General features: G+C 71.0%; 20 protein-coding genes, 1 tRNA gene and 1 pseudogene. 11 read left to right on the forward strand and 11 right to left on the reverse strand.

Translation table 11 applies throughout. The features are described from left to right. Positions 1–96 precede the first annotated feature (96 nt). Complete coding sequence (locus tag ABWV20_RS01875; RefSeq protein ID WP_353353044.1) at positions 97–2,454, forward strand: glycoside hydrolase family 3 protein; 2,358 nt, start codon at positions 97–99, stop codon at positions 2,452–2,454. A gap of 103 nt (positions 2,455–2,557) precedes the next feature. On the opposite strand, the gene ABWV20_RS01880 is transcribed toward ABWV20_RS01875, so the two are convergent. After that, entirely contained in the window at positions 2,558–3,616 is a 1,059-nt protein-coding gene (locus ABWV20_RS01880) for a LacI family DNA-binding transcriptional regulator (protein WP_353353045.1), read from the reverse strand. Between the two features lie 118 nt (positions 3,617–3,734). Between ABWV20_RS01880 and ABWV20_RS01885 the strand changes: the two genes are divergently transcribed. After that, the gene (locus ABWV20_RS01885) at positions 3,735–4,808 is read left to right on the forward strand and encodes a LacI family DNA-binding transcriptional regulator (protein WP_353353046.1); all 1,074 of its coding nucleotides are present in this window, start codon (positions 3,735–3,737) and stop codon (positions 4,806–4,808) included. Here the strand turns inward: ABWV20_RS01885 and ABWV20_RS01890 are convergent. After that, on the reverse strand, positions 4,709–6,010 hold the full coding sequence (locus tag ABWV20_RS01890) for a lactate racemase domain-containing protein (RefSeq protein ID WP_353353047.1): 1,302 nt from the start codon (positions 6,008–6,010) through the stop codon (positions 4,709–4,711). The genes ABWV20_RS01885 and ABWV20_RS01890 overlap by 100 nt on opposite strands. 98 nt (positions 6,011–6,108) lie before the next feature. On the opposite strand from ABWV20_RS01890, the gene uxaC reads away from it, so the two are divergent. The 3 genes from uxaC (at position 6,109) to ABWV20_RS01905 (ending at position 10,516) form a co-directional block, all read left to right on the forward strand. Beyond that, a complete protein-coding gene (gene uxaC, locus ABWV20_RS01895) occupies positions 6,109–7,533 on the forward strand; it encodes a glucuronate isomerase (protein ID WP_353353048.1) in 1,425 nt (474 codons plus the stop codon). 92 nt (positions 7,534–7,625) lie between these two features. After that, the gene (locus tag ABWV20_RS01900) at positions 7,626–8,966 is read left to right on the forward strand and encodes a mannitol dehydrogenase family protein (RefSeq protein WP_353353049.1); all 1,341 of its coding nucleotides are present in this window, start codon (positions 7,626–7,628) and stop codon (positions 8,964–8,966) included. Then, a complete protein-coding gene (locus tag ABWV20_RS01905; RefSeq protein WP_353353050.1) occupies positions 8,963–10,516 on the forward strand; it encodes a gluconokinase in 1,554 nt (517 codons plus the stop codon). The genes ABWV20_RS01900 and ABWV20_RS01905 overlap by 4 nt, the downstream gene beginning before the upstream one ends. A 23-nt stretch (positions 10,517–10,539) precedes the next feature. Here the strand turns inward: ABWV20_RS01905 and nhaA are convergent, their stop codons facing one another. From nhaA to ABWV20_RS01930, 4 genes are all read right to left on the reverse strand, one after another. Next, a complete protein-coding gene (gene nhaA, locus ABWV20_RS01910; protein ID WP_353353051.1) occupies positions 10,540–11,811 on the reverse strand; it encodes a Na+/H+ antiporter NhaA in 1,272 nt (423 codons plus the stop codon). Next, the gene (locus tag ABWV20_RS01920; protein WP_502901739.1) at positions 11,804–13,129 is read right to left on the reverse strand and encodes a TRAP transporter large permease; all 1,326 of its coding nucleotides are present in this window, start codon (positions 13,127–13,129) and stop codon (positions 11,804–11,806) included. Before ABWV20_RS01920 ends, nhaA begins: the two co-directional genes overlap by 8 nt. A gap of 12 nt (positions 13,130–13,141) precedes the next feature. Continuing rightward, positions 13,142–13,648 carry a TRAP transporter small permease gene (locus ABWV20_RS01925; protein ID WP_353353052.1) on the reverse strand — a complete coding sequence of 169 codons (507 nt, stop codon included), beginning with the start codon at positions 13,646–13,648 and terminating at the stop codon, positions 13,142–13,144. Between the two features lie 168 nt (positions 13,649–13,816). Continuing rightward, entirely contained in the window at positions 13,817–14,863 is a 1,047-nt protein-coding gene (locus ABWV20_RS01930; RefSeq protein ID WP_353353053.1) for a TRAP transporter substrate-binding protein, read from the reverse strand. 356 nt (positions 14,864–15,219) lie between these two features. Between ABWV20_RS01930 and ABWV20_RS01935 the strand changes: the two genes are divergently transcribed. Next, a complete protein-coding gene (locus ABWV20_RS01935; RefSeq protein ID WP_353353054.1) occupies positions 15,220–15,489 on the forward strand; it encodes a hypothetical protein in 270 nt (89 codons plus the stop codon). Between the two features lie 68 nt (positions 15,490–15,557). Here the strand turns inward: ABWV20_RS01935 and ABWV20_RS01940 are convergent, their stop codons facing one another. After that, on the reverse strand, positions 15,558–16,169 hold the full coding sequence (locus tag ABWV20_RS01940) for an ASCH domain-containing protein (RefSeq protein ID WP_353353055.1): 612 nt from the start codon (positions 16,167–16,169) through the stop codon (positions 15,558–15,560). Between the two features lie 76 nt (positions 16,170–16,245). After that, positions 16,246–16,890, reverse strand: a complete 645-nt coding sequence (locus ABWV20_RS01945) for a hypothetical protein (protein WP_353353056.1) — start codon at positions 16,888–16,890, stop codon at positions 16,246–16,248. 70 nt (positions 16,891–16,960) lie between these two features. On the opposite strand from ABWV20_RS01945, the gene ABWV20_RS01950 reads away from it, so the two are divergent. Continuing rightward, on the forward strand, positions 16,961–17,353 hold the full coding sequence (locus ABWV20_RS01950; RefSeq protein ID WP_353353058.1) for a hypothetical protein: 393 nt from the start codon (positions 16,961–16,963) through the stop codon (positions 17,351–17,353). A gap of 117 nt (positions 17,354–17,470) precedes the next feature. Here the strand turns inward: ABWV20_RS01950 and ABWV20_RS01955 are convergent, their stop codons facing one another. Beyond that, positions 17,471–17,887, reverse strand: coding sequence for an Hsp20/alpha crystallin family protein (locus ABWV20_RS01955; protein ID WP_353353059.1), 417 nt, complete (start codon positions 17,885–17,887; stop codon positions 17,471–17,473). Here ABWV20_RS01955 and ABWV20_RS01960 point away from each other — a divergent pair. Together ABWV20_RS01960 and ABWV20_RS01965 are read left to right on the forward strand one after the other, a co-directional pair. Beyond that, positions 17,877–18,161, forward strand: a complete 285-nt coding sequence (locus ABWV20_RS01960; protein ID WP_353353060.1) for a hypothetical protein — start codon at positions 17,877–17,879, stop codon at positions 18,159–18,161. The two genes, ABWV20_RS01955 and ABWV20_RS01960, sit on opposite strands and share 11 nt — an antisense overlap. Positions 18,162–18,483: 322 nt before the next feature. After that, positions 18,484–18,939, forward strand: a complete 456-nt coding sequence (locus tag ABWV20_RS01965) for a VanZ family protein (protein WP_353353061.1) — start codon at positions 18,484–18,486, stop codon at positions 18,937–18,939. 18 nt (positions 18,940–18,957) lie between these two features. On the opposite strand, the pseudogene ABWV20_RS01970 reads toward ABWV20_RS01965, so the two are convergent. Together ABWV20_RS01970 and ABWV20_RS01975 are read right to left on the reverse strand one after the other, a co-directional pair. After that, positions 18,958–19,191, reverse strand: a pseudogene (locus tag ABWV20_RS01970) (inositol monophosphatase family protein); the annotation flags it as partial. 317 nt (positions 19,192–19,508) lie between these two features. Beyond that, positions 19,509–19,580 (reverse strand) — tRNA-Arg (locus ABWV20_RS01975). 182 nt (positions 19,581–19,762) lie between these two features. Between ABWV20_RS01975 and ABWV20_RS01980 the strand changes: the two genes are divergently transcribed. Then, positions 19,763–20,596: a DALR anticodon-binding domain-containing protein gene (locus ABWV20_RS01980; RefSeq protein ID WP_353353062.1), complete on the forward strand. Its 834-nt coding sequence runs from the start codon at positions 19,763–19,765 to the stop codon at positions 20,594–20,596. Positions 20,597–20,598: 2 nt separating this feature from the next. Next, complete coding sequence (gene lysA, locus ABWV20_RS01985; protein ID WP_353353063.1) at positions 20,599–22,017, forward strand: diaminopimelate decarboxylase; 1,419 nt, start codon at positions 20,599–20,601, stop codon at positions 22,015–22,017. The last annotated feature ends 71 nt before the right edge of the window (positions 22,018–22,088 follow it).

A 22,088-nucleotide genomic window follows, 5' to 3' on the forward strand; every position in this document is an offset into this window, starting at 1 on the left:
GGGGTGCCGGGCCTGCGGACGCGAGCGTGTGCCAACCATCCCTCCGACACGTCTCGCACACCGGTATCCCTTCGAGCTCACAGAGGAACCAGACTGATGAAGACACGAACTCGCCACGCCCGCCGTGGCGGCATCCTCGGGGTCGCCGCGGCCCTGCCCCTCGTCCTGGCGGTGGGCCTGGGGGCCACGGCCGCCCCCGACGCGGCCGCCGCCGACGAGGGCAACCACGGGCGCCCGCCGGTCCTCGACGCGCGGGTCAAGGACCTCATCACCATCAAGGGCCGCACCTTCAAGGACCTCAACGACAACGGCCGGCTCGACCCGTACGAGGACTGGCGCAAGCCGGCCGCGGACCGGGTCGCCGACCTCGTCGACCGGATGACGCTCGAGGAGAAGGCCGGCCTCATGCTCATCGACACCCTCAACGCCTCGTGCGACGTCGCGACGGGGGAGCGCGGGACGGTCCCCGCGGTTGCGAACGACTACATCGGCAACCAGAAGATGCACCGCTTCGTCTTCCGCAACACGGTGACCAGCCCCGACCGGGCCCTGTGCACGGCGGAGACCGGCGGCTTCGGGACGCGCATCTCCGTCACCCCGGCCGAGGCGGCGACGTTCACCAACAGGGTCCAGCGGCTGAGCGAGGCCACCCGGCTCGGCATCCCGTCGCTGTTCAAGTCCAACGCCCGCAACCACATCGACCCGGACGCGCGGGCGGGCATCAACGAGTCGGCAGGCGCCTTCTCGGCCTTCCCGAAGGAGGCCGGGATCGCCGCGGCCGCCCTCGGTGAGGAGGCGAAGCGCACGGGCGCCGATCCGACGACGGGCGAGATGTCCGTCGTCAGGGACTTCGCCGAGGTCATGGGGCAGGAGTGGGCCTCGATCGGGCTGCGTGGCATGTACGGCTACATGGCCGACCTGTCGACCGAGCCGCGCTGGTACCGCACCCACGAGACGTTCACCGAGGATGCGGACCTCGCCTCCGGCATCATGGAGACCCTGGTCCGGACGCTCCAGGGGCCGGTGGGCGCCGACGGCACCTCGTTGAGCCCCGAGACCGACGTCGCGCTGACGCTCAAGCACTTCCCGGGCGGCGGGCCTCAGGAGCTCGGCCTCGATCCGCACTACGCCTTCGGCAAGACGCAGGTCTACCCCGGTGACGGCTTCGGCTACCACCTCAAGCCGTTCGAGGCGGCGATCAACGCCGGCGTCGCGGCGATCATGCCGTACTACGGCGTGCCGATGGACGTCACCCACGACGGCGTCACGTACGACCAGACGGGGATGGCCTTCTCGTCGCAGATCGTCAACGACCTGCTCCGTGACCGGCTCGGCTTCCAGGGCTACGTCAACTCCGACACCGGCATCATCACCGACCGGGCCTGGGGCCTCGAGACCGCGACGGTTCCCCAGCGGGTGGCGGCGGCGATCAACGGTGGCACCGACACCCTCTCCGGGTTCCACGACGTCAAGACGATCACCGACCTCGTCGGCGCGGGTCTGGTCTCGGAGGAGCGGGTCGACCTGGCCGCGACCCGGCTGCTCGACCCGATGTTCCGGATGGGTCTCTTCGAGGACCCCTACGTCGACGAGGCCGTCGCGACGGCGACCGTCGGCAACGAGGCGAACCGAGCGGTCGGCCTCGACCTGCAGCGCACGTCTGCGGTGCTGCTGCAGAACAAGGACGCCGCCGACGGAGGCAAGGTGCTCCCGCTGACGCCGGGATCGAAGGTGTACGTCCTCGGTGACTTCAAGGAGGAGACCGTCGCCGGGCACGGCTACGAGGTCGTCAACGGGAACGTCCCGGCGGGGACGCCCCGCCCGAGCGCGGCTGGCGCGGACTACGTCATCATCTCGATGACGGCCAAGAACAAGAACGGCGCCGCCTACCGCAGCAACGACCCCGCGACCGGACTCAACCCGGAGCACCTCAACCCGGTCGTCATGCCGGGCACCGCCGGCCTCGACGGCCAGAGCCCGTACGGGACGTCCGACGCCTGCGTCTCCTACGGTGCGACGGCCTGCACGGACAGCGGGCTGCGGTTCGGTGGCTCCTACCCGTGGGAGTCGAGCATCCTCGACTTCAGCGGCATGGAGACCTCCGAGTCGTGGCAGGTGGTGCCCTCGCTCGACACGATCCAGCAGGTGATGGCCGAGATCGGCGGCCCGGACAAGGTCGTCCTGCACGTCTACTTCCGCCAGCCCTTCGTGCTCGACGAGGCCAGCGGCCTCAGGGACGCGGGTGCCATCGTCGCGGGCTTCGGGATGAGCGACACCGCGCTCATGGACGTGCTGTCGGGCGACTTCGCGCCGCAGGGCCGGCTGCCGTTCGCGCTGGCCGGGACCCGGGCAGCGATCGAGGAGCAGCGAAGCGACCTGCCCGGCTACAACGACACCGCGGACGGGCCGCTCTATCCCTACGGGTTCGGCCTGACCTACGAGGACCGGGGCTGACCGGGGCTGACCGGGGCTGACCGCGGTCCGCATCGGATCCACGACTGAGGGACCCCGCCGGGCGGGGTCCCTCAGCCGTCCTGCCAGCAGCCTGCTCGGACGCTCAGGGTCGTGCGGCGGCCTGGCTCGTCGAGCCCCGCACGACGAGCAGGGAGGGCAGCACTACCAGCGGGTCCGGTCGTCGGTGTCCGGTGAGCATCCCGATGAGCCCGCTCACGCCGGTGGCTCCGAGGGAGTCGAGCGGCGCCGCCACCGTGGTGATGCCCGGCGTGACGAGGTCGGCCACCAGGGTGTTGTCGAAGCCGATGACGCTGACGTCCTCGGGAACGCGCGCGCCGAGCAGCCCCAGGCCCCGGATGAGCCCGATGGCCAGCTGGTCGTTGTAGCAGAGCACCGCGGTGCTCGGGAGGCCGGAGAGCTCGGTGAACGACTGGGCGGCGTAGACGCCCGCGTCCACGGTGGGTGCGAACGGACCGATCCGCTGCACCCTCATCCCCAGGTCGTCGGCGGCCTCACGCGCGGCTATCCACCGCTGACCGTCGGCCCACGACGCCTCCGGACCGGCCACGTAGGTGAGCGAGGTGTGTCCGAGCTCGACGAGGTGCTCCACGGCCCGGCGCGCGCCTGCCCGGTTGTCGGTGACGACGCTCGGAACGCCCGCGACCTCCCGGTTGAGCACGACCAGGGGGGTTCGTCGGGAGACCTCGACGATGTCGGCGTCATCCATGCGGGTGCTCGTCAGCAGCAGACCCGCGACGATCGCGCTCGTCCGCTCGAGCGCGTCCCGCTCGAGGCGCCGGGACTCCTGGGTGTCGGAGAGGACGAGCGTGTGGCCCGCCTCGGACGCCGCTCGCTCCGCGCCGCGGATGATCTCGAAGTAGAACGGGTTGGTGATGTCGGGGACGATGAGGGCGATCATGCGAGCCGCCGGGCGATCGGTGTCGCCGTGGGTCGCGCCGCCGCGGCCCAGGCCGGTTCCCGCGGGTCCGGCCGAGCCGGCGCCCTGGCGGGACCGTTCGTACCCGAGCGAGGCGCCCACCCTGAGGATGCGCTCGGCCGTGGCGGCGTTGAGGCGCCCCGGGCGGGAGAAGGCTCGGGAGACCGTCGACGGCGCGACGCCGGCAGCCCTGGCCACGTCGTAGATCGTCACGGCCTTCTCCATGCGAGCCAACGTAGGCAGGGGGGTGGATGCCAGCACACGGGTTGCCACGTGTTGCCGTCCGCCGCGCCGGTGTGCGGTGGCAATTGCCGGGGCCTGTCGGCGCCCCTAGATTGACCGCATGGATCGCCGACCGACGATCTACGACGTGGCCCAGGCCGCAGGCGTCGCTGCCTCGACCGTGTCGCGGGCGTTCGCGCGACCTGGCCGGGTCAAGGCCGAGACGGCGCGACGGATCTTCGAGGCCGCCGAGCAGCTGGGCTACCGCTCGACGATGCTGCCCGGACTCGTCTCGAGCAGGACGAGGACACTCGCGCTCGTCGTCACGGACATCACCAACCCGTTCTACGGCGACATCATCCGCGGCGCGCACGAGGCGGCCCACGACCTCGGCTACACCCTCCTGCTCTCCCACACCCAGGAGGACGCGCAGCTGGAGCGGGAGTGGACCGAACGCGAGCTGACCGCGGTCGAGGGCGTCCTGCTCGCGAGCTCACGCATGTCGGACAGTGCGATCCGGATGATGGCCAAGCAGAAGCCGGTCGTCGTGCTCAACCGGCGGTTGCCGGAGGTGCCCTCGATCCTCGTCGACAACGGCCGCGGGATGCGCCGCGCGGTCGAGCACCTGACCGAGCTCGGCCACGACGCGGTGACCTATGTCGCCGGTCCCGAGTCGAGCTGGACCGACGGTGCCCGGTGGCTGGCCCTCAGGGAGGCAGCCATGGAGCTCGACATCCGCGTCCGACGCATCGGTCCGTGCAACACGCCGACCGTCCACGCCGGCTTCGGTCGGGCGCGCGAGGTCGTCGGGGTGTCGTCGACGGCTGTCATCGCCTACAACGACGCGGTGGCGATCGGTGTCGTCAAGGGACTGACCCGCCTCGGGGTTCCGGTGCCCGAGGCCGTCAGCGTCGTCGGCTTCGACAACACGTTGCTCTCCGAGATCATCGAGCCGGAGCTGACGACCGTGGCCGCCCCGCTGCAGGCCATGGGGGCGACCGCGGTGAAGAACCTCGTGGCGATGATCGGCGGTGCCGTGCCGAGCCGGGAGCCCATCGTCATGCCGGTCCGCCTCGTCGTGCGCCGGTCGACGGGTCAGCGCAGCCGGAACAGGGTCTCGCCGGCGTTGGGCACGACGAACGTCTCGTCGTCGGCCTCGGCCGCGGCCAGGTCGACGGAGTCGGGGTCGAGGTAGCCCAGGTTGGCGGCGCGGCACACCTCCTCGGGGATCCGGGTCGCGAGCGTGACCTTGACGCGCAGCCGCTCCTCGCCGGTCTCGGCGTCGTACGTGCCCGCCCCCCGGAGGTGGGTCGAGTGCGCCAGCGTGCCCCAGTGGATGTGCTTGAAGCGGTCCCACTGCTTCACGAAGTAGTCGCGACAGTGGTAGCCGATCTCGTTGATCTCCGGGTGGCTCGTCGAGATCTCGGTGATGTGCGGTGCGTAGAGGATCACCTCGCCGCCGTCGGCCACGGCCGGCTCGAGCTTGTAGAAGCCCTTGGCCCCGGTCCAGATGTCCTCGTACATCGTCGGGATGACGGAGATGACCCGCCGGACCGGCTCGTGGAGGTAGGTGACGTGGGTGGCGGCGCACACCTCGGCGGCGTTGGCCCAGGCCGAGTCGGTGTCGCCGAACGAGACCGAGTGCAGGTCGAGCGAGCCGCTCTCGCCGACGACGCAGAAGGCGAGCTTGTCGGCAGGCACGAGGGAGGCGCCCTCGTTGATGAGGGCACGGACGGGGGTGATGGCCGTCGTGCCGATGATCTCCGCGGACGTGATGAGTGCGCCGATCCAGTGGGACACGTCGATGATCTGCTGCCCGGCGACGCCGGGGAAGAAGTACTTGTTGCCTCCGGAGATCCCGACCACCTCGTGGGGCAGGACCGGTCCGACGACGAGCGCCACGTCGTGCTCGACGACGGCGCGGTTGAGCAGGACGGGCACGTCCATCGCCAGGCGTCCCTCGGACAGCTCCGCGAGCCGCGCCGCGGGGATCGTGCCGAGGTCGGCGAAGGTCTCCGGGTCCCACCAGGCGTGGTTGAGGACGGTCATCCCGGGATAGGTCTCCTCGAGGCGACCGGCCGCGTAGCCGAGGTGCCGCGCGAGGGCGGCCTCACTCATCGGCTGGTGCGTGCCCAGCGCGATGAGCGTCGTCATCCTCGAGGCCCGGCCGTGGAGCGCACGGTGCACGGCCCCGAGCAGCAGGGGCATCGGGCAGGTGCGGGTGGCGTCGGGGACGATGATGCACACGCTCTTGCCGTCGAGGTCGACGCTGTCGAGCTGCTCGACGATGAACCGCTGCACGGCCTGAGGGTCGAGCACTCCGTCCGCACCGCCGAGGCGGGCGGCCCGCCTCGCAGCCAGCTCGGGGGGCTCGTGGGTCGGGGGCGCGGTCGTCATGGCCCCACTGTCGCCTCGCGGCGCGCACGTGACAACCCCGGCTGGCAACTCGTGGCAACACGTGGTCCCCCCGTCGCCGGGTCACCCACGATGGGGGCATGACCGCGACCGCAGCCCGACCGCTCGTCCTCGACCCGGACCGTCTCTTCCCCGCAGAGCCGGCGGTGCGGTCGGTTGCCCGCCGTCTCCACGAGGCCGTCCGCGACCTGCCCATCATCTCCCCGCACGGGCACGTGCCGCCGCAGTGGATCGCCGACGACGTCCCGTTCGGCGACCCGACGTCGCTGCTCATCTCACCGGACCACTACATCTACCGGCTGCTGCACGCGCAGGGGGTGGCCCTCGAGGACCTCGGGGTCGGCGGCCGGGTGTTGGACGAGGCGCAGTCGCGCCGGGCCTTCCGTCTCCTGGCGGAGCACTGGCCCGCGTTCCGGGGCACGCCCAGCCGGTTCTGGCTGGAGAGCGAGCTGGGTGACGTCTTCGGCATCGACCAGCGGCTGCACGTCGACACCGCTGACGCGATCTACGACGAGATCGCTGCTCGTCTCGCCTCGCCGGACTACCGGCCGCGTGCGCTGATGGACCGGTTCGACATCGAGGTCCTCGCGACGACCGACGACCCCGCCGACGACCTGCGTCACCACGCAGCGCTCCGGGACGATCCTTCGTTCACGCGCCGGGTGATCCCGACCTTCCGACCGGACCGCTACCTCGAGCCGGCACGGGCCGACTTCGCCGAGCTGACAAGCGCCCTCGGTCGCGCCGCCGATGTCGACACGAGCACCTACGCCGGCTACATCGCAGCGCTCGGGGAGCGCCGGCGGGCCTTCAAGGCGCTCGGGGCCGTCTCGTCCGACCACAGCCACGCCGACGTCGTCACCCTGTCCCTCGACGAGGCCGACGCCGCCCGCATCTACGCGGCGGCGCTGCGTGGTGAAGCCACGGAGGCCGAGTGCACCGCGTTCCGGCGGCACATGCTCGTCGAGATGGCGCGGATGGCGACCGAGGACGGGCTCGTCATGACGCTCCACCCCGCCGTCCACCGCAACCATCACACGGCCACGCTCGAGCGCTTCGGACCCGACAGCGGCCACGACATCCCATACGCCACCGAGTTCACCAAGGGCCTGCAGCCGCTGCTCAACCGGTTCGGCACCGCCGCCGGGTTCCACTTCGTCCTGTTCACGGTGGACGAGACGGTGTACTCGCGCGAGATCGCCCCGCTCGCGGGCTTCTACCCCAGTGTCTACGTCGGCGCCCCGTGGTGGTTCCTCGACGCCCCTGAGGCGATCCGACGCTTCCGTGGCGCGGCGACGGAGACCGCCGGCTTCTACCGCACGTCGGGCTTCATCGACGACACGCGCGCCTTCATGTCCATCCCCGCGCGGCACGACATGTCCCGTCGACTCGACAGCGCCTACCTCGCCCAGCTGGTCGCCGAGCACCGGCTCGACGAGGAGGAGGCCCTGGAGACGGCGGTCGACATCGTGACGACGATCCCACGGAAGACCTTCAAGCTGTGAGCCCTTCGTCGTATGCCGCTGGGCCCGGTCCCGCAGCTGGCTCCCCGCCGCGCCGGTTGAGTCGACGGACGGACGGGCGCCCCGCCGCGCCCGTGCGGATCGTCCACCTCGGTGTCGGCAACTTCTTCCGCGCCCACGCAGCCTGGTACACGGAGCACGCCACGGACTCCGGCGAGTGGGGGATCGCCGCCTTCACCGGCCGGTCCGCGGCCACGGCCGAGGCCCTGGCGGCCCAGGACGGGCTCTACACCCTCCTCGTCCGCGGCCCCGGCGGTGCCCGCCCCGAGGTGATCTCGAGCATCAGCGCCGTCCACCCGGCGGGCGACCTGGACGCCTTGCGCAGCTACGTCGCCGACCCGCACGTCACGGTCGTCACGACGACGGTGACCGAGGCCGGCTACCGGAGGAGTGCGACGGGCGGCCTCGACGCGACAGCCGACGACGTCGCCGCCGACATCGCGGCCCTGCAGTCCGATCCTGCGTCCGGGCGCGTCACGACGACCCCCGGTCGGCTCGTCGCGGGCCTGCTGGCCCGCCGCGCCGCCGGTGCCGGTCCGCTGGCCGTCGTGCCCAACGACAACGTCCCCGACAACGGTGACATGGTCGCCCGCGTCGTCGGTGACCTCGCCGGCGCCGTCGACCCGGGGCTGGGGGAGTGGATCTCCGCGAACGTCTCCTTCGTCACGACCATGGTCGACCGGATCACGCCCCGCACCACCGACGACGACCGTGCCGAGGCGGTGCGTCGGCTCGGGATCGACGACCCCGCAACGGTGCCCACGGAGCCCTTCTCGGAATGGGTCCTCTCCGGCTCCTTCCCGGGCGACCGACCCGACTGGGAGGCCGCCGGGGCTCGGTTCGTCGAGGACGTGGCGCCCTTCGAGCAGCGCAAGCTCTGGCTGCTCAACGGCTCGCACTCCCTGATGGCCTACGCCGCGTCGGCCCTCGGTCACCGGACCGTCGCCGACGCGATCGCCGATCCCGAGGTCAGGTCGTGGGTGGAGGAGTGGTGGGACGCAGCCTCCCCCCACCTGCCGCTGCCCGCCGACGAGGTCGACGCCTACCGGAGCGCCCTGCTCGACCGGTACACCAACCCGTCGATCCGCCACCTCCTCGCCCAGATCGCGGCGGACGGGTCGCAGAAGATCCCGATCCGGGCGGTTCCCGTGGTCCGGGCGGAGCTGGAGGCAGGTCGGGTGAGCCGGGGTGCGCTGCGCCTCGTGGCCGCCTGGATCGCCCACCTGCGCGGGGTCGGAGCTCCGGTCAGCGATGCGCACGCCGAGGAGGTCCTCGCCCTCGGCGCAGGAACGGTCGACCAAGCCACTCGGCGGACCCTCGCACGGCTCGGCCTCGACGCCGGCGACCGGGCCGAGGCGGTCGTGTCCGAGGTCGTGCGTCTCGTGGAGGGCCTCGAGGCACGAGCTCGCTCATGACGCCCGGGGTCGTCATCGGGATCGACGTCGGCACCACGGCCGCGAAGGTCGTCGGCTTCCAGGTCCTCGGCCCCGACGACCGGGGCGCAGAACCGCAACGGTGGACGGCTCAGCACGAGTACCCGTTGGTCCGGCCCCAGTCGGGGTGGCGGGTTCAGGACGTCGACGTCGTGCTCGAGGCCACGCTCCGCTCCGTGGCCGAGGTCGTCGAGCAGCTCGACGGTGCAGCGGTCCTCACGGTGGCGGTCAGCTCTGCCATGCACGGCCTGATCGGCCTGGACGCCGGACAGCGGCCGCTCACCCCGCTCGTCACGTGGGCCGACGCACGTGCTCGGGAGGTCGCTCGTGAGCTGCGGGCCACGGCGCTGGCGTCCACCCTCCACCAGCGCAGCGGGACCCCCGTCCACTCGATGTCACCCCTGACCAAGCTGCGTTGGTTCTCCAGGCACGAGCCGGAGCTGACCGCCTCAGCGCGCTCCTGGGTCGGGCTCAAGGACGTCGTCATCCTCGCTCTCACGGGGCAGCTGGTCACCGAGCTGTCCTCGGCGAGCGGGACCGGGCTGCTGTCCCTCGCGACTCGAACGTGGGACCCGGAGGCGCTCGACCTGGCCGGCGTGCGCCGCGACCAGCTGCCGGAGGTGCTCTCGACGACGGCGAGTCTTCCGCTCTCCCGGGAGGCGGCGGCCCGAGTCGGCCTGCCCGCCGGGACGCCGGTCGTGCTCGGCGCGGGTGACGGCCCCTTGGGCAACCTGGGCACGGGTGCCATCCGCCCCGGCGTGGCCGGCCTGTCCCTGGGCACGAGTGGAGCGCTGCGGCTCGTCGTCGACGGCCCACGCGCCGACTCCTCGGGCAGGCTCTTCTGCTACGCGCTCACCGATGACGCCTGGGTCGTCGGCACTCCGATCAGCAACGGCGGCGCCGTGGTGCGCTGGGCCGGATCGGTCTTTGCCGCTGAGCGGCCGGGCTCCCCCGAGGATCCCGCGGCGCAACCGGTTGGTGATGCTGCGGTCCTGGCCCTCGCGGAGCAGGTCGCTCCCGGGAGCGAGGGCCTGGTCATGCTGCCCTTCCTCCTCGCCGAGCGCGGGCCGCTCTGGGACGCCGACCTGCGTGGCGCGTTCCTCGGCATCCGGCAGCACCACCACCGGGGGCACTTCGTCCGGGCGGCCGTCGAAGGCGTGGCCTTCCAGCTGGCCACGGTGCTCGACGGGTTGGACGCCGTCACCCCGGTCGGCACCATCCGCGCCACTGGCGGGGTCTTTCGCAGCGCCCTGTGGCGTGACGTCCTCGCCGGAGCCCTCGCGCGACCGCTCGTCGTCACCGGGGGAGCGGAGGGCTCGGCGCTCGGCGCAGCGGCCCTGGGCCTCATCGGGATCGGCGCCAGCGAGGGGCTCGAGTCCGCCGTCGAACGACTGTCGCCCGGCCTGCTCGAAGGCCACCACGACGCGACGGTGGTTGCCTCCGAAGCGAGCTCAGCGGCATACCGAATCGCCCGCGCCTCAACGGTGACGCGGCTGCGCGAGCTGGCCACGGCAGCCGAGCTGCTCGCCTGAGTCCAGCGGCGCGAGCCGTCTCCTCAGCTTGCCGGCACGGGGTCCCCGCGGCGCTCGTGCACCCGGGAGCGCCACACGAGCAGCGCAGAGCCGAGGATCGCGGAGGTCACGGAGGCGACGAGGATGCCGGCCTTGCCCACCTCACCCGCTCCGTCCTGGAACGTCAGGGAGTTGACCAGGAGCGAGACGGTGAAGCCGATCCCGGCGGTGCAGGAGACGGCGAGCAGGTCGAGCCACGCACCCCTCGCCTCCGGGTGCAGGCGGAGCGCGCGCGCCCCGAGGAGGGTCGCGGTGACGATGCCGATGGGTTTGCCGACGACGAGGCCGAGCATGATGCCGATCGCAACCGGGTTGCTCAGCGACTCGCCGATCGTGGCCGGGTCGATGCGCATCCCGACGGCGAAGAACGCGAACAGCGGCACGGCGAAACCGGCCGTGAACGGACGCCAGACGTGCTCGAAGCGCTCGGCGCGGGACTCCTCGTCGCCGCCGCGGGGGGTCGCCGGGACGGTGAAGGCGAGGGCGGCACCCGTGATGGTCGCGTGGATGCCCGACGAGTGGACGGCCCACCACGCCAGCACGCCGACGAGGAGGAGCACCCCGGGGTGCGCCCGGCGCCGCACCAGCCAGGCGAAGGCGGCGATCCCCCCGACGCCCGCAAGGAGCGCGGGGAGGTTGAACCCGTGGGCGAAGACGGTCGCGATGATGATGATCCCGCCGAAGTCGTCGGCGACGGCCAGGGTGAGCAGGAAGGCGCGCAGCGCCGTGGGCAGCCGGCGCCCGAAGGCCGAGATGACAGCGACGGCGAAGGCGATGTCGGTCGCCGTCGGGATCGCCCAGCCCCGCGGCTCCCCGGCGGCGAGCACGTTGACGGCGAGGTAGATCGCTGCCGGCGCCGCCATCCCGCCGAGGGCGGCGATGACGGGAAGCGCAGCACGGCGCGGGCTGCTCAGCTCGCCCACGGTGAACTCGCGCTTGAGCTCGAGGCCCACGACGAAGAAGAAGAACGCGAGCAGGCCGTCGGTGGCCCAGGTGGCGATGCTGAGGTCGAGCCCGAGCTGCTCGGGACCGATCCGGACGTCGGAGATGGCTCGGTAGGTCGACTCCCACGGGCTGCTCGCCCAACCGAGGGCGAGGACGCTGACGACGAGCAGGAGGAGGGCGCCGACGTTCTCGGCGCGCAGGGTGTCGAGGAAGTTCCGCTCGCCACCACGGGTCAGCGGGCCGAAGAGGACCCGGCCGTTGCCGTTCCTCCGTCCCTTGCTGCCGGGGCCGGGTGGGCGGGAGTCAGCCACGGACGGTCACGGGCTCATCAGACCCATCTGGATCGGCAGCCACGTCGAGATGGCCGGGGTGAACACGACGACGAACAGCCCGATGACGAGCGCGACGAGGAAGGGGACCAGCTTGGCGACGACCGGCTCGATCCGCAGCCCGGCCACCCGCGCCCCGACGAAGAGGACGTTGCCGACGGGCGGCGTGATGACGCCGACACAGAGGTTGTAGACGATCATCGTGCCGAAGTGCACGGGGTGGATGCCGAAGGACGTGACGATCGGCAGGAAGATCGGCACGAAGATGAGGATGGCCGGCGTCGGGTCCATGAAGGGTGCCGACGACGAGCAGGATCGCCATCATGATGACGAGGATCGCGACCGGGCTCGTCGTCAGCCCCAGCAGGGCCTCCGACACGAGCTCCGGGATCCGGGCGAACGACATGACGAAGGACAGGGCGGACGACACGCCGACGAGGAGCATCACGATCGCTGTCGTCCGGGACGCGTCGAGGACGATCCGGGGCAGGTCGGCCACCTTGATGGCCCGGTAGGCGAAGCCCAGGACGAGGCAGTAGACGACCGCGATCGCCGACGACTCGGTGGCCGTGAACACCCCCGCGATGATGCCGCCGATGACGATGACCATCATGAGCAGCGAGGGGACGGCACGCCAGAGGACCAGCGCCGCCTGCCCGGCCGTCGGGCGCACCGGGGTCTCCGGGTTGGAGTTGCGGCGTGACCAGATCAGCGCGACCGCCATGCAGGCCAGGGCCCAGATGAGGCCGGGACCGACTCCGGCCATGAAGAGCGCGGCGATCGAGGTGCTGCTGACGAGGGAGTAGACGATGAAGGTGTTGCTGGGCGGGATGAGCATGCCCGCAGGGGCCGACGCGACGTTGACGGCCGCGGAGAAGGCCTTGTTGTAGCCCTCCTTCTCCATGCGCGGGGTCATCACGGTCCCGACGGCGGCTGCTGCGGCGACGGCTGCGCCGCTCACGGCCCCGAACATCGCGTTCGCGACGATGTTGGTCTGGGCCATCGAGGCCGGCAGGCGCCCGACGAGCACCATCGCCGCGTCGATGAGGCGACTCGCGATGCCGCCGTTGTTCATCAGCACCCCGGCGAGGACGAAGAAGGGGATGGCCAGCAGGGGGAACGAGTTGATGCCGGCGAACATCCGCTGCGAGATGGCGAGCGCCGCACCCTCGGGTCCGATGAGGACGGCGGCGGCGCCGAGCGACGACAGGCCGATGCCGACCGCGATGGGCACGCTGACGAGGATGCTGACGGCGATCCCCAGGGCGAGGATCAGGGCGGCGAGGGTTGCGGGATCCATGGTGTCTGCTCCTCAGACCGGCTCGGCGGCGTCGTTGATCTCGAAGGCCTCTTCGGTCCGACGGATGATGGCGGTGACGTGGTAGAGGGCGTAGAAGGTGATGATGACGCCCGTCAGGGGCAGCACCAGGTACATCTGGCCGACCGAGAAGGGCAGGGCGGAGAGCTCCTGCGTCCACGCGCGGCCGGCGGCGCGCCAGCCACCCCAGATGAGGATGAGGGCCGCGAAGGCGATGATGACCACCTGGACGAGGATCGAGATGAGCCGTTGCACCGACTCGGGGAACCGGCGGACGACGAAGTCGACGGCGATGTGCCCGCGCTCGCTGAACACGAGTGCCGTGGCGAACAGGCCGAGCCAGACGAACGTCAGGCGGGCCGCCTCCTCGGTCCACGTCGCCGGGTCCTGGGTCACCTGACGGGTGAACACCTGCCACACGACGATCACGACCAGCAGGGTGAAGAGGGCGACCGAGGCGGTGGCCAGGACCCTGTCGAGCCAGCGTTTGATCAGGCGCATCGTTGCACTTCCTTCGGCGGTCGTGGTTTGTGGTGCCGGCTCCGTGCCCTAGCGGGGGTCAGGGCACGGAGCCGGCGGGTGGCGGTCCGCGACGGAGGGGCGCGGACGACCTCTGGGTTCAGCTGGTCACTCTCGGGTCGTCGGTGGTCAGCGTGAACCGATGGTCTCTCACTTGGAGGCGCTCTGCGCGGCGTCGTAGAGCGCCTTCTGGCCCTCGGTCTTGAGGTACTGCGCGGTGAGGGGCTCGAGAGCCTTGCGGAACGCGTCGGCGTCGACCTCGTTGAACTTTGCGCCGGCGGCCTCGGCCGTCTTGACGGCCTTGTCGGTCTCCGCCGCCCAGAGCTGGGTGTGCTCCGCGAAGGTGGCGGCCCACTCCTTGTCGAACGCGGCGCGGTCCTCGGCGGAGAGGCCGTTGAGCAGGGGGCTGTTGATGATCAGGTAGTCCAGGCCCACGAGGTGGTTGGTCCGGGAGTAGAACTTGGCCACCTCGAGGTGCTTCTGCGTCACGTAGGACACCTCGTTGTTCTCGGCGCCGTCGATGACGCCCGACTGGAGCGCCGTGTAGACCTCGCCGAACGCCATCGGGGTGGCGGAGGCGCCCATGGCCTCGACCATGGCGATCGCGAGCGGGCTGTCCTGGACGCGGATCTTCTGGCCCTTGAGGTCGGCCGGCGTGTTGACCGGTCCCTTGCTCGTGTAGACGCTGCGGGTGCCCTGGGTGAAGCCACCGACGACGGTGATCTGGTTGGACGACTCGAGCGACGTGTAGAGGTCGCCGACGACGTCGAGGTTGTTGACGACCTTCATCTGCGACTCCACGGAGTCGAAGACGAGGGGGAGATTGAAGACGGAGAAGTCCTGGTTGAGCTTCTCGAGCTGCGAGCCCGAGACGATCGCGAGGTCGACCGAGCCGTCGCCGACCAGCTGCAGCGCCTCGGCCTGCGCACCGAGCGTCTCGTTCGGGTAGACCTGGATTCCGAGGCGGCCGTTGGTCGCCTTCGCGAGCCGCTCACCGAAGTGCTTCAGCGCGACGTAGGAGGGGTGCTGCTCGGTCTGGTTGAGCGAGAGTCGCAGCGTCTTCTCTGCAGCGGCGGCCTGGGTCGAGCCGCCGCCGTTGCCGGCGCCGGTGGCGGGGCCGGTCCCGGCGCTGCACGCGGCGAGGGCGAGGGCGGAGAGGCCCGCGACAACGCTCGCGGCCAAGGTCTTCGGTGACATGTGGGCAACTTCCTTTCCAGTCCTGCGCGACGTCCTTGGCCACGCAGGTGGGGCATCATGGGTGGCTGTGCTCCCGGCGGGGGCCATCGCTCCGGGATCAGTGAGCCACGCGCGCCGCTCCACGGAGAACGAGTTGCCATCAATTGCCTCCGTGCGGAGCGTCGCCGGACACCTCTCTCACGCGTGGGGCCGCCCGGGCCGGCAACCACGGCAACAGCGTGGCAACCCATTGTCCTCCTCCCGCGAGTTCTGCGATTCCACTGCCGGGCGCCGCAGCGCATGGGAGCCTCGTGAGCACTCGGGGTCAACGGAGTTCAGGCCCTTCCCCGTGGGGGAGGCAGACGGAAGGGAAACCCATGCGCCTGATCAGGTCCACGGTGTCCATCGTCGGTGTCGCTGCGGTGGCGTCGCTCGCCCTGGCCGGGCCGGCTGCCGCCGACCCCGCGCCAGGTCCCGACTCGCATGCCTCGTGCATCGGGCTGGTCTTCCGGCCCCAGGCGGTGGGGGAGCCGCGAACGATCGCCGACCGCATCGCCTACATCAAGGCCAACGAGCTGGCGGAGGGGGAGAGCTTCGGCAACGTCATCGGGGGCTGGTTCGCCCACGCCGACTGCTCCGGTGGGTGACGTCGGACTGCTGACCGAGCCCAGCGGCATCCGGATCATTCCGTATGCCGCTGGGCTCGCTTCGCCGGTCAGCCGGCGTCCAGTGCGGCCAGGTAGGCCACCCCGCGCGGCGCCAGCTCGTAGCCGACCTCGTGGCTGATCGTCAGGCCGAGCGCCTTGAGCCTGCGGATGTCGGCCTTCATCGGGAGCAGCTCGACCCCGCGCAGCGCCGCGAGCTCCTTCGAGACGACGCGCGGGTGGTCGCGGATCCACTCCAGGGTCTGCCGGGTCCAGGGGCCGGAGGGGCGGGCGTCGAGCCGGCCGAGGCGGCGACGTAGGTCCGCGAGCTCCGCAGCGTCGGGGATGGTGTCGCGCAGCTGCACCCGCGGGTCCGCGCCCACCCACTCGAGGTGGACGCGGTAGACGGTGGCGCCGCCCCGGCTGCCGCGTGGACCGGGCTTGCGGTCCTTCGGGGCGAGCGCCTTGCGCAGGGCGGCAGCGTCCTTCATCCCGGCGGCTCGCGCCGCCCGGTCCGAGATCCGGCCGACGTCGGGGACCCGCGTCACGCGGGTGAACCTGACCAGGCCGGCCGCCGTCAGCTGCGTGCCGCCGACCTTGACCCGGGGAGCGTCCCAGCGGCGGTACTGGGTCGTCACCCGACCGTCGCGGATGGCCTCGGCCACCGGTCTGGAGATCAGCACGGCACCATGCTGCCAGAGCGCCGGTCGCGGGGCCGCTCACCTCGTCCGCGGTCCCGTGGGGCCCGTCGCGGCACCGCTAGTCGCCGACCGAGTCGACGATCTCTCCCGAGGGCAGCCGGCGCAGATGGGTCGTCCCGGGGTGGCCGTCGACGAAGCCGACGTTCACCTCGAAGCCCCCGGAGGCCGGGCCGACGAGGCGGACGGACCACTGGCCGTCGACGTGCTCCTCTGCCGCGACCGAAAGGCCGAGGGCGCCTGACTCCGGGGCGACCTCGGCCACCCGGCGGCGGGCCAGGGCGAGCGCGGCGTCGTGGGCGAGGTCCCCGGGACGCGGGGCCGGGCACTGCGCGATGAGGGTGCGAAAGGCGGAGGCGACCGCGGCCGCGATGGCCTCCTGCTGCTCGGACCGCTCTCCGGGGTCGGTCTCGTCCGCGCGGACGCTGGGCGTCGGGAGGGAGACCGACACGTCCACGGCGCTCATCGGTCGGTCGCCGAGGCGGTGCTCTCGGCCGATCCGCACCAGGCATCCCTCCGTCGAGTCCACCAGCGCCACGACGGGGGAGAGCGCCGCGAGGTAGGCGTCCTCCGACAGGGCGCGAACCCGCTTGTCCAGATGCAGGTCGAGGAGGTAGACGTCCTCCGGCCCCTCCGTGCCCTCGAAGGTGACCGCGACGTGGACGTCATCGACCATGCTGAGGTCGCTCAGGGGTGGGGGCGCCATGGGATCAGGGTCGCCGCTCGACGCGCGCCGGTCAACGACGCAGCCGGCGCGTTCCACGTACCGTGGGTGGATGATCAGTGTCGACCTCGCTCGCCGGCTCGTCGCAGAGGGCGTGCTCTGGGAGCCACGGCCTGGCGACCGGTTCATGATCGACCAGCCGACCCTCGTCGACGACGTGTTCTGGATCAGCGAGCTGACCATCGACGTGCACACCTACCACGGTCAACCGCTGCTCGGTTTCAACGGCACGACGGAGTGGGCCCTCGACTCCGTGACCCTGGACAAGGCCGTCTGGCTACCGCGGGAGGACCAGCTCCGGGAGCTGCTCGGCCACCGGTTCGTCGCGCTGAGCCGGGTCGACGGCGGCTGGCGGGTCACCGTCGCGGCAGCCCCGGGGGACCGGGACTTCGACGCCGCCGACGTCGAGGACGCCTACGCCCTCGCGCTGCTCAGCTTCACGTGAGGCCCGACCGGTCGGTCGCGGCTGCTCCCTCCCACGGCCACGCACGCCAACGGCACGCGAAGGGCTCGCCGGGTGCCTGCCGCCCGGCGAGCCACACTCGTCCCCCTGGTCGGTCCGTCACTCCTTGCGAGTGACCGGGATCCTCCTCGTCGGCCGCTCCGGCGCCCCGACGGGCACCCGGATCTCGAGGACACCGTCGACGTAGGTCGCGTTGACGTCCTCGGCAGACACCTCGTGCGGCAGCCGGATGCTGCGGGTGAAGGAGCCGTAGTGCATCTCGCTGCGGTTCTTCTCCCGCTTCTCCTCCCGTCGCTCCCCGGTGATCGTCAGGACGTCCCCCTCGATCGCCACCCTGACGTCCCGGTCGGGGTCGACACCCGGCATCTCCGCCCGGACGACATAGGCGTCGTCCTCGACGAAGTCCTCCACATGGAGGTACGGCGAGAGCCCCATGCCGCGGAGGTTCAGACCGTTCTCGAACCAGTCGAGCACCTCGGCGAACGGGTGCGTCGGCCTCGTTGCGATGCTCGTCATCACCACCACCCTCCTCGCTGCGGATCCGTCGGACCCGGCCCGCAGCGTCATCCTCGGACGGGTGCAGAAGGCTGCCAAGGGACCAAGGTCCCGCTTCCTCCGGGCCCGGGTGCGGGAGACGATGAACATGGAGGGGACCCCGGTGCTGGTGTTCCTCGTCTCGGCACTCTCCATCGACGCGGTGTCTGCCCCGATCCATGGCGTGCAGTTCGTCGTCTGCACTGATGGCGTGGGGTGCACCACGTCCGCGTACTACGACAGTCCCGCCAGCTGAGCCAGCGATGACTACTGGTGCCGGCCCCGGAAGGAGCTATGCCCACAGCTAGCGATCTCATCGCTTTGCCAATCCTCCTCGTTGCTGCACTTGCGGGAGCGCTGATATCCCGACTTGGGAATCGCCGTTCCTGGCCAAAGGCCCTGATCACCTTGCCGCTGGTTCTACTGGGCTGGGCAGGCATGGTGCGTGAGGGAATGATTGACAACTTCGTGCGCTGGCTCTCACCGGCGTGGAGTTGGCCTCTGGCAACGATCGCTTTCGCGAGCCTACTGCTGGGCCTCATCTTGTTTCTGCAGAAAGTGCCGAAGATCGTTGCGGCATGGATTTCACTAAGCGCTGCCTTTGTCGCGACATTCACCCTCACGAACGCTCGAGGCGGGCGCGGAAGGGAGTTGGTAGTTGCTTCGAAGCCGCCGAGCGCTTCATTCCGGTCTCATTCCGAGAAATGATCCTCGATGTGTTGCCGAATGTTGCGCTCTATGCGCCCCTCGGCTTCGGTCTCGCGGCACTCGGTTTAGGAGCGCGTAAACTTACTTTGCTGTCTGGGCTTACGGCGGCAATGGTTGAGTTGGCTCAAGCCGTGGTAACGGATCGCGTGTGCGCCCCTCGCGATGTGTTCGCCAATGTGCTGGGCACGCTCTTTGGGGCCTTCGCCTTGGCGTGTTGCCTAGTCCGGCTTGGCGGGGTAGGGCCGGGACTGAAGAATGGTGATGGTGGCCGTCCGGGTCCGGACGTGCATGCTGTTCACGACGGCATCAGCAGCGGCCGCACCTAGTCTTGGTAGACGGACGTTTCAGCCAGGCCCGATGGCCCCTCTCAAGAGGCTCACCAGCTGCCCCGACAGCGCCTGCGGAGCGGCTACGAGCCCTGTAGAACCCAGCGTGTGCGGAGAGCCATTGAGGTCAGTGACGGTGACTCCTGCTTCACGAGCGATGGCAACGCCCGCGACGACATCCCACGGGTTGTTGGAGTGGATCACAACGGCATCGAGGTACCCGGCGGCCACCCAGGCGAGGTCCGTCGCAGCTGAGCCGACAGCGCTGTTTAGCTCGAGACCGGCGGAGGCCGAGCTCGGCGCCGCTCCATAGGGAGAGGAGCTGGTCTAGGTGGCCCGCCTCGACTGTGGGATCACGCCGGTGGTTCACCATCCAAATGGTCTCGATCTCTCGTCACAGGCTCCGCCGCCAGCAAACCAGGCGAGACCCTGACGATGGTCTGCGCACGCCCTTGACACAGACAGCCGGATTCGGGCGGTTTCGGCCGTACCTGGCCGGACATGCAACAGGCCCCTGACTTGCGGTGTTCCCGCAGGTCAGGGGCCTGTTCGCGCCTGTCTTTCAAGGGTGCCCCCGGCAGGATTCGAACCTGCGCTCCCGCCTCCGGAGGGCGGTGCTCTATCCCCTGAGCTACGGGGGCGGTCGTGCACTCTTCGTGCGCCCCGTGAGGTTAGCAGCACTGGGCCCGGAACGCGGAATCACCCCGGCCGATGCGGCTGTGGGAGCACCGGGAGGAGCGACACCGCGCCTGACCGGGGACGGAGCTCAGCGGCATACGGCAGGCGGGTGGGTGGGGGCGAACGCCGTCAATAGACTCCACGCATGACTCCCGAGGCGCTGCGTCGGCTGCTCGAGCAGGTCGCCGCCGCGGCCGCGCGGGTGGGGGAGCTGCCCGACGAGGCGGAGGCCGGGCCGCCGGCCGGACCGATCTTCCGGCCAGTCGACGCGCGGTCCTCCGGGGTCGTCGCCGACTGGGTGACGCCGGTCGCCCAGCGGTGGGCACCCGAGCTCGACCTCGAGCCGGTCGAGCTCGGGCGGGTGCTGGCCCACCGTCTCGCCGACGACCCCGCGATCACTGCCGTCGAGGTCGCACCCACCGGGCTGCTCTCAATCACCCTGGCCGACCCCGAGCGATCGGCCATCATCGACGAGGTCCTCGAGCGCGAGGAGACCTATGGCCTGCTCCCCGGCCAACGCGTCCCCGACCCTCAGCTCGACCCCGACCCGGCGCTCGAACGCGACCGGCCCGACGACCTGCCCGCCTGGCTCGGCGACGACCCCTCCCTGCGCCCCGCTCAGCTGGCCCACGCCCGCCTGCACCGCCTCATCCGCACGGCCCGGGCCGCCGGTGTCCAGATCCGGCCGACCGACCGCCGAGAGGAGCTCGGCCACGTCGCCGAGCGACTCCTGCTCGTCGCGCTCGCCGACTTCCCGCAACGCATGGACCGCCACGAGGGCGACCCCGTCCAACAGGTCCGGGCCGTCACCGAGCTCGGCGCGCTCGCGGACGGCTGGACGCAGCCGATCCGGCCGCGCACCATGGGGGAGCACACCCGCGGAATCCACGGAGCGCGGCTGGCCCTCGCGACCGCCACCGCCATCGTCTTGCGCAATGGACTGACGCGGCTCGGTGCCGCAGCCCCCGAGAGGATGTGAGCATGCGCGCACACGAAGCCGGCGCCCTGCACGCCGAGGGATACCGTGGGCCGACCTGGCTCGAGCCCCCCGGCGACGTCAACGCGCTCGTGCCGTCCCTCTGGGCCTCGTCCGTCGGGCGGGCAGCCGATGGCATCCTCACTGTCGGTGGGGTCAGCGTCCTCGACCTGGCCCGCGAGTTCGGCACGCCCGCCTACGTCCTCGACGAGGACGACTTCAGGACGCGGGCGCGTGAGTTCAAGCAGACCTATGCGGAGGTCTTCGACGACCTGTGCGGCGGCGCAGACGTCTACTACGCCGGGAAGGCCTTCCTGTGCACCGAGGTCGCGCGGTGGATCCGCGACGAAGGCCTCTTCCTCGACGTGTGCACCGGTGGGGAGCTCGCCGTCGCCATGCGCGCCGGTGTGCCCGGCTCCAGCATCGGGATGCACGGCAACAACAAGAGCGTCAGTGAGATCCGAGCCGCGCTCGACTACGGCGTCTCGCGCATCATCGTCGACTCGTTCGAGGAGATCGAGAGGGTCTCCGCCATCGCCGCCGAGCTCGGCGTCGTCGCCCCGGTCCTCGTCCGTGTCACGGTCGGGGTCGAGGCCCACACGCACGAGTTCATCGCGACGGCCCACGAGGACCAGAAGTTCGGGTTCTCGCTCACGGGGGGCCACGCCATCGAAGCGGTCCGACGCATCCTCGACCGGCCCGACACCCTGCGCCTGCTCGGCCTGCACAGCCACATCGGCTCGCAGATCTTCGACACGGCCGGCTTCGAGGTGTCCGCCCGGCGCGTCCTCGGCCTGCACACCCAGGTCGCCCGCGAGCTCGGCGTCGAGCTGCCCGAGCTCGACCTCGGCGGCGGCTTCGGCATCGCCTACACGACCGAGCACGACCCGCAGCCGCCGAAGGCGCTCGCCGTCGGGATGGCAGAGATCGTCGAGCGCGAGTGCCGCGCGGACGGGGTGGCCGTCCCGCGGATCTCGATCGAGCCCGGCCGCGCCATCGCGGGCCCCAGCACCTTCACCCTCTACGAGGTGGGCACCGTCAAGCCGGTCGAGCTCGACGGAGGATCGAGCCGCCTGTACGTCTCCGTCGACGGGGGGATGAGCGACAACATCCGCACCGCGCTCTACGACGCCGACTACTCCTGCACGGTCGCCAACCGCCGGTCGGAGGCGACGCCCTCGCTCGGTCGCGTCGTCGGACGGCACTGCGAGAGCGGGGACATCGTCGTCAAGGACGAGTTCCTTCCCGGGGACGTCGGGCCCGGCGACCTCATCGCCGTCCCCGGGACCGGCGCCTATTGCCGGGCCCTGTCGAGCCAGTACAACCACACGCCCCGCCCGCCGGTCATCGCCGTGCGGGACGGCCGGGCCCGGGTCATCGTGCGTCGTGAGACGATCGACGATCTGCTCGCGCTCGATGTCTGACCTGCGCAGATCCTGCGCGAAGATGTCCGGATCCCGATACGAACAACGCCCAGGAGCCCCCCGAACGGCAG

It is taken from the genome of Intrasporangium sp. DVR, from assembly GCF_040365325.1.
In the GTDB taxonomy this organism is placed as follows: domain Bacteria; phylum Actinomycetota; class Actinomycetes; order Actinomycetales; family Dermatophilaceae; genus Intrasporangium.

What these genes read in the sequence shown, in the direction of transcription:
- ABWV20_RS01875 (WP_353353044.1), top strand. Translation starts at nt 97, where the DNA reads ATGAAGACACGAACTCGCCACGCCCGCCGTGGCGGCATCCTCGGGGTC.
- ABWV20_RS01880 (WP_353353045.1), bottom strand. Translation starts at nt 3,616, where the DNA reads ATGGAGAAGGCCGTGACGATCTACGACGTGGCCAGGGCTGCCGGCGTC.
- ABWV20_RS01885 (WP_353353046.1), top strand. Translation starts at nt 3,735, where the DNA reads ATGGATCGCCGACCGACGATCTACGACGTGGCCCAGGCCGCAGGCGTC.
- ABWV20_RS01890 (WP_353353047.1), bottom strand. Translation starts at nt 6,010, where the DNA reads ATGACGACCGCGCCCCCGACCCACGAGCCCCCCGAGCTGGCTGCGAGG.
- uxaC (WP_353353048.1), top strand. Translation starts at nt 6,109, where the DNA reads ATGACCGCGACCGCAGCCCGACCGCTCGTCCTCGACCCGGACCGTCTC.
- ABWV20_RS01905 (WP_353353050.1), top strand. Translation starts at nt 8,963, where the DNA reads ATGACGCCCGGGGTCGTCATCGGGATCGACGTCGGCACCACGGCCGCG.
- ABWV20_RS01920 (WP_502901739.1), bottom strand. Translation starts at nt 13,129, where the DNA reads ATGGATCCCGCAACCCTCGCCGCCCTGATCCTCGCCCTGGGGATCGCC.
- ABWV20_RS01925 (WP_353353052.1), bottom strand. Translation starts at nt 13,648, where the DNA reads ATGCGCCTGATCAAACGCTGGCTCGACAGGGTCCTGGCCACCGCCTCG.
- ABWV20_RS01930 (WP_353353053.1), bottom strand. Translation starts at nt 14,863, where the DNA reads ATGTCACCGAAGACCTTGGCCGCGAGCGTTGTCGCGGGCCTCTCCGCC.
- ABWV20_RS01935 (WP_353353054.1), top strand. Translation starts at nt 15,220, where the DNA reads ATGCGCCTGATCAGGTCCACGGTGTCCATCGTCGGTGTCGCTGCGGTG.
- ABWV20_RS01945 (WP_353353056.1), bottom strand. Translation starts at nt 16,890, where the DNA reads ATGGCGCCCCCACCCCTGAGCGACCTCAGCATGGTCGATGACGTCCAC.
- ABWV20_RS01950 (WP_353353058.1), top strand. Translation starts at nt 16,961, where the DNA reads ATGATCAGTGTCGACCTCGCTCGCCGGCTCGTCGCAGAGGGCGTGCTC.
- ABWV20_RS01960 (WP_353353060.1), top strand. Translation starts at nt 17,877, where the DNA reads ATGCTCGTCATCACCACCACCCTCCTCGCTGCGGATCCGTCGGACCCG.
- ABWV20_RS01955 (WP_353353059.1), bottom strand. Translation starts at nt 17,887, where the DNA reads ATGACGAGCATCGCAACGAGGCCGACGCACCCGTTCGCCGAGGTGCTC.
- ABWV20_RS01965 (WP_353353061.1), top strand. Translation starts at nt 18,484, where the DNA reads ATGGATTTCACTAAGCGCTGCCTTTGTCGCGACATTCACCCTCACGAA.
- ABWV20_RS01980 (WP_353353062.1), top strand. Translation starts at nt 19,763, where the DNA reads ATGACTCCCGAGGCGCTGCGTCGGCTGCTCGAGCAGGTCGCCGCCGCG.
- lysA (WP_353353063.1), top strand. Translation starts at nt 20,599, where the DNA reads ATGCGCGCACACGAAGCCGGCGCCCTGCACGCCGAGGGATACCGTGGG.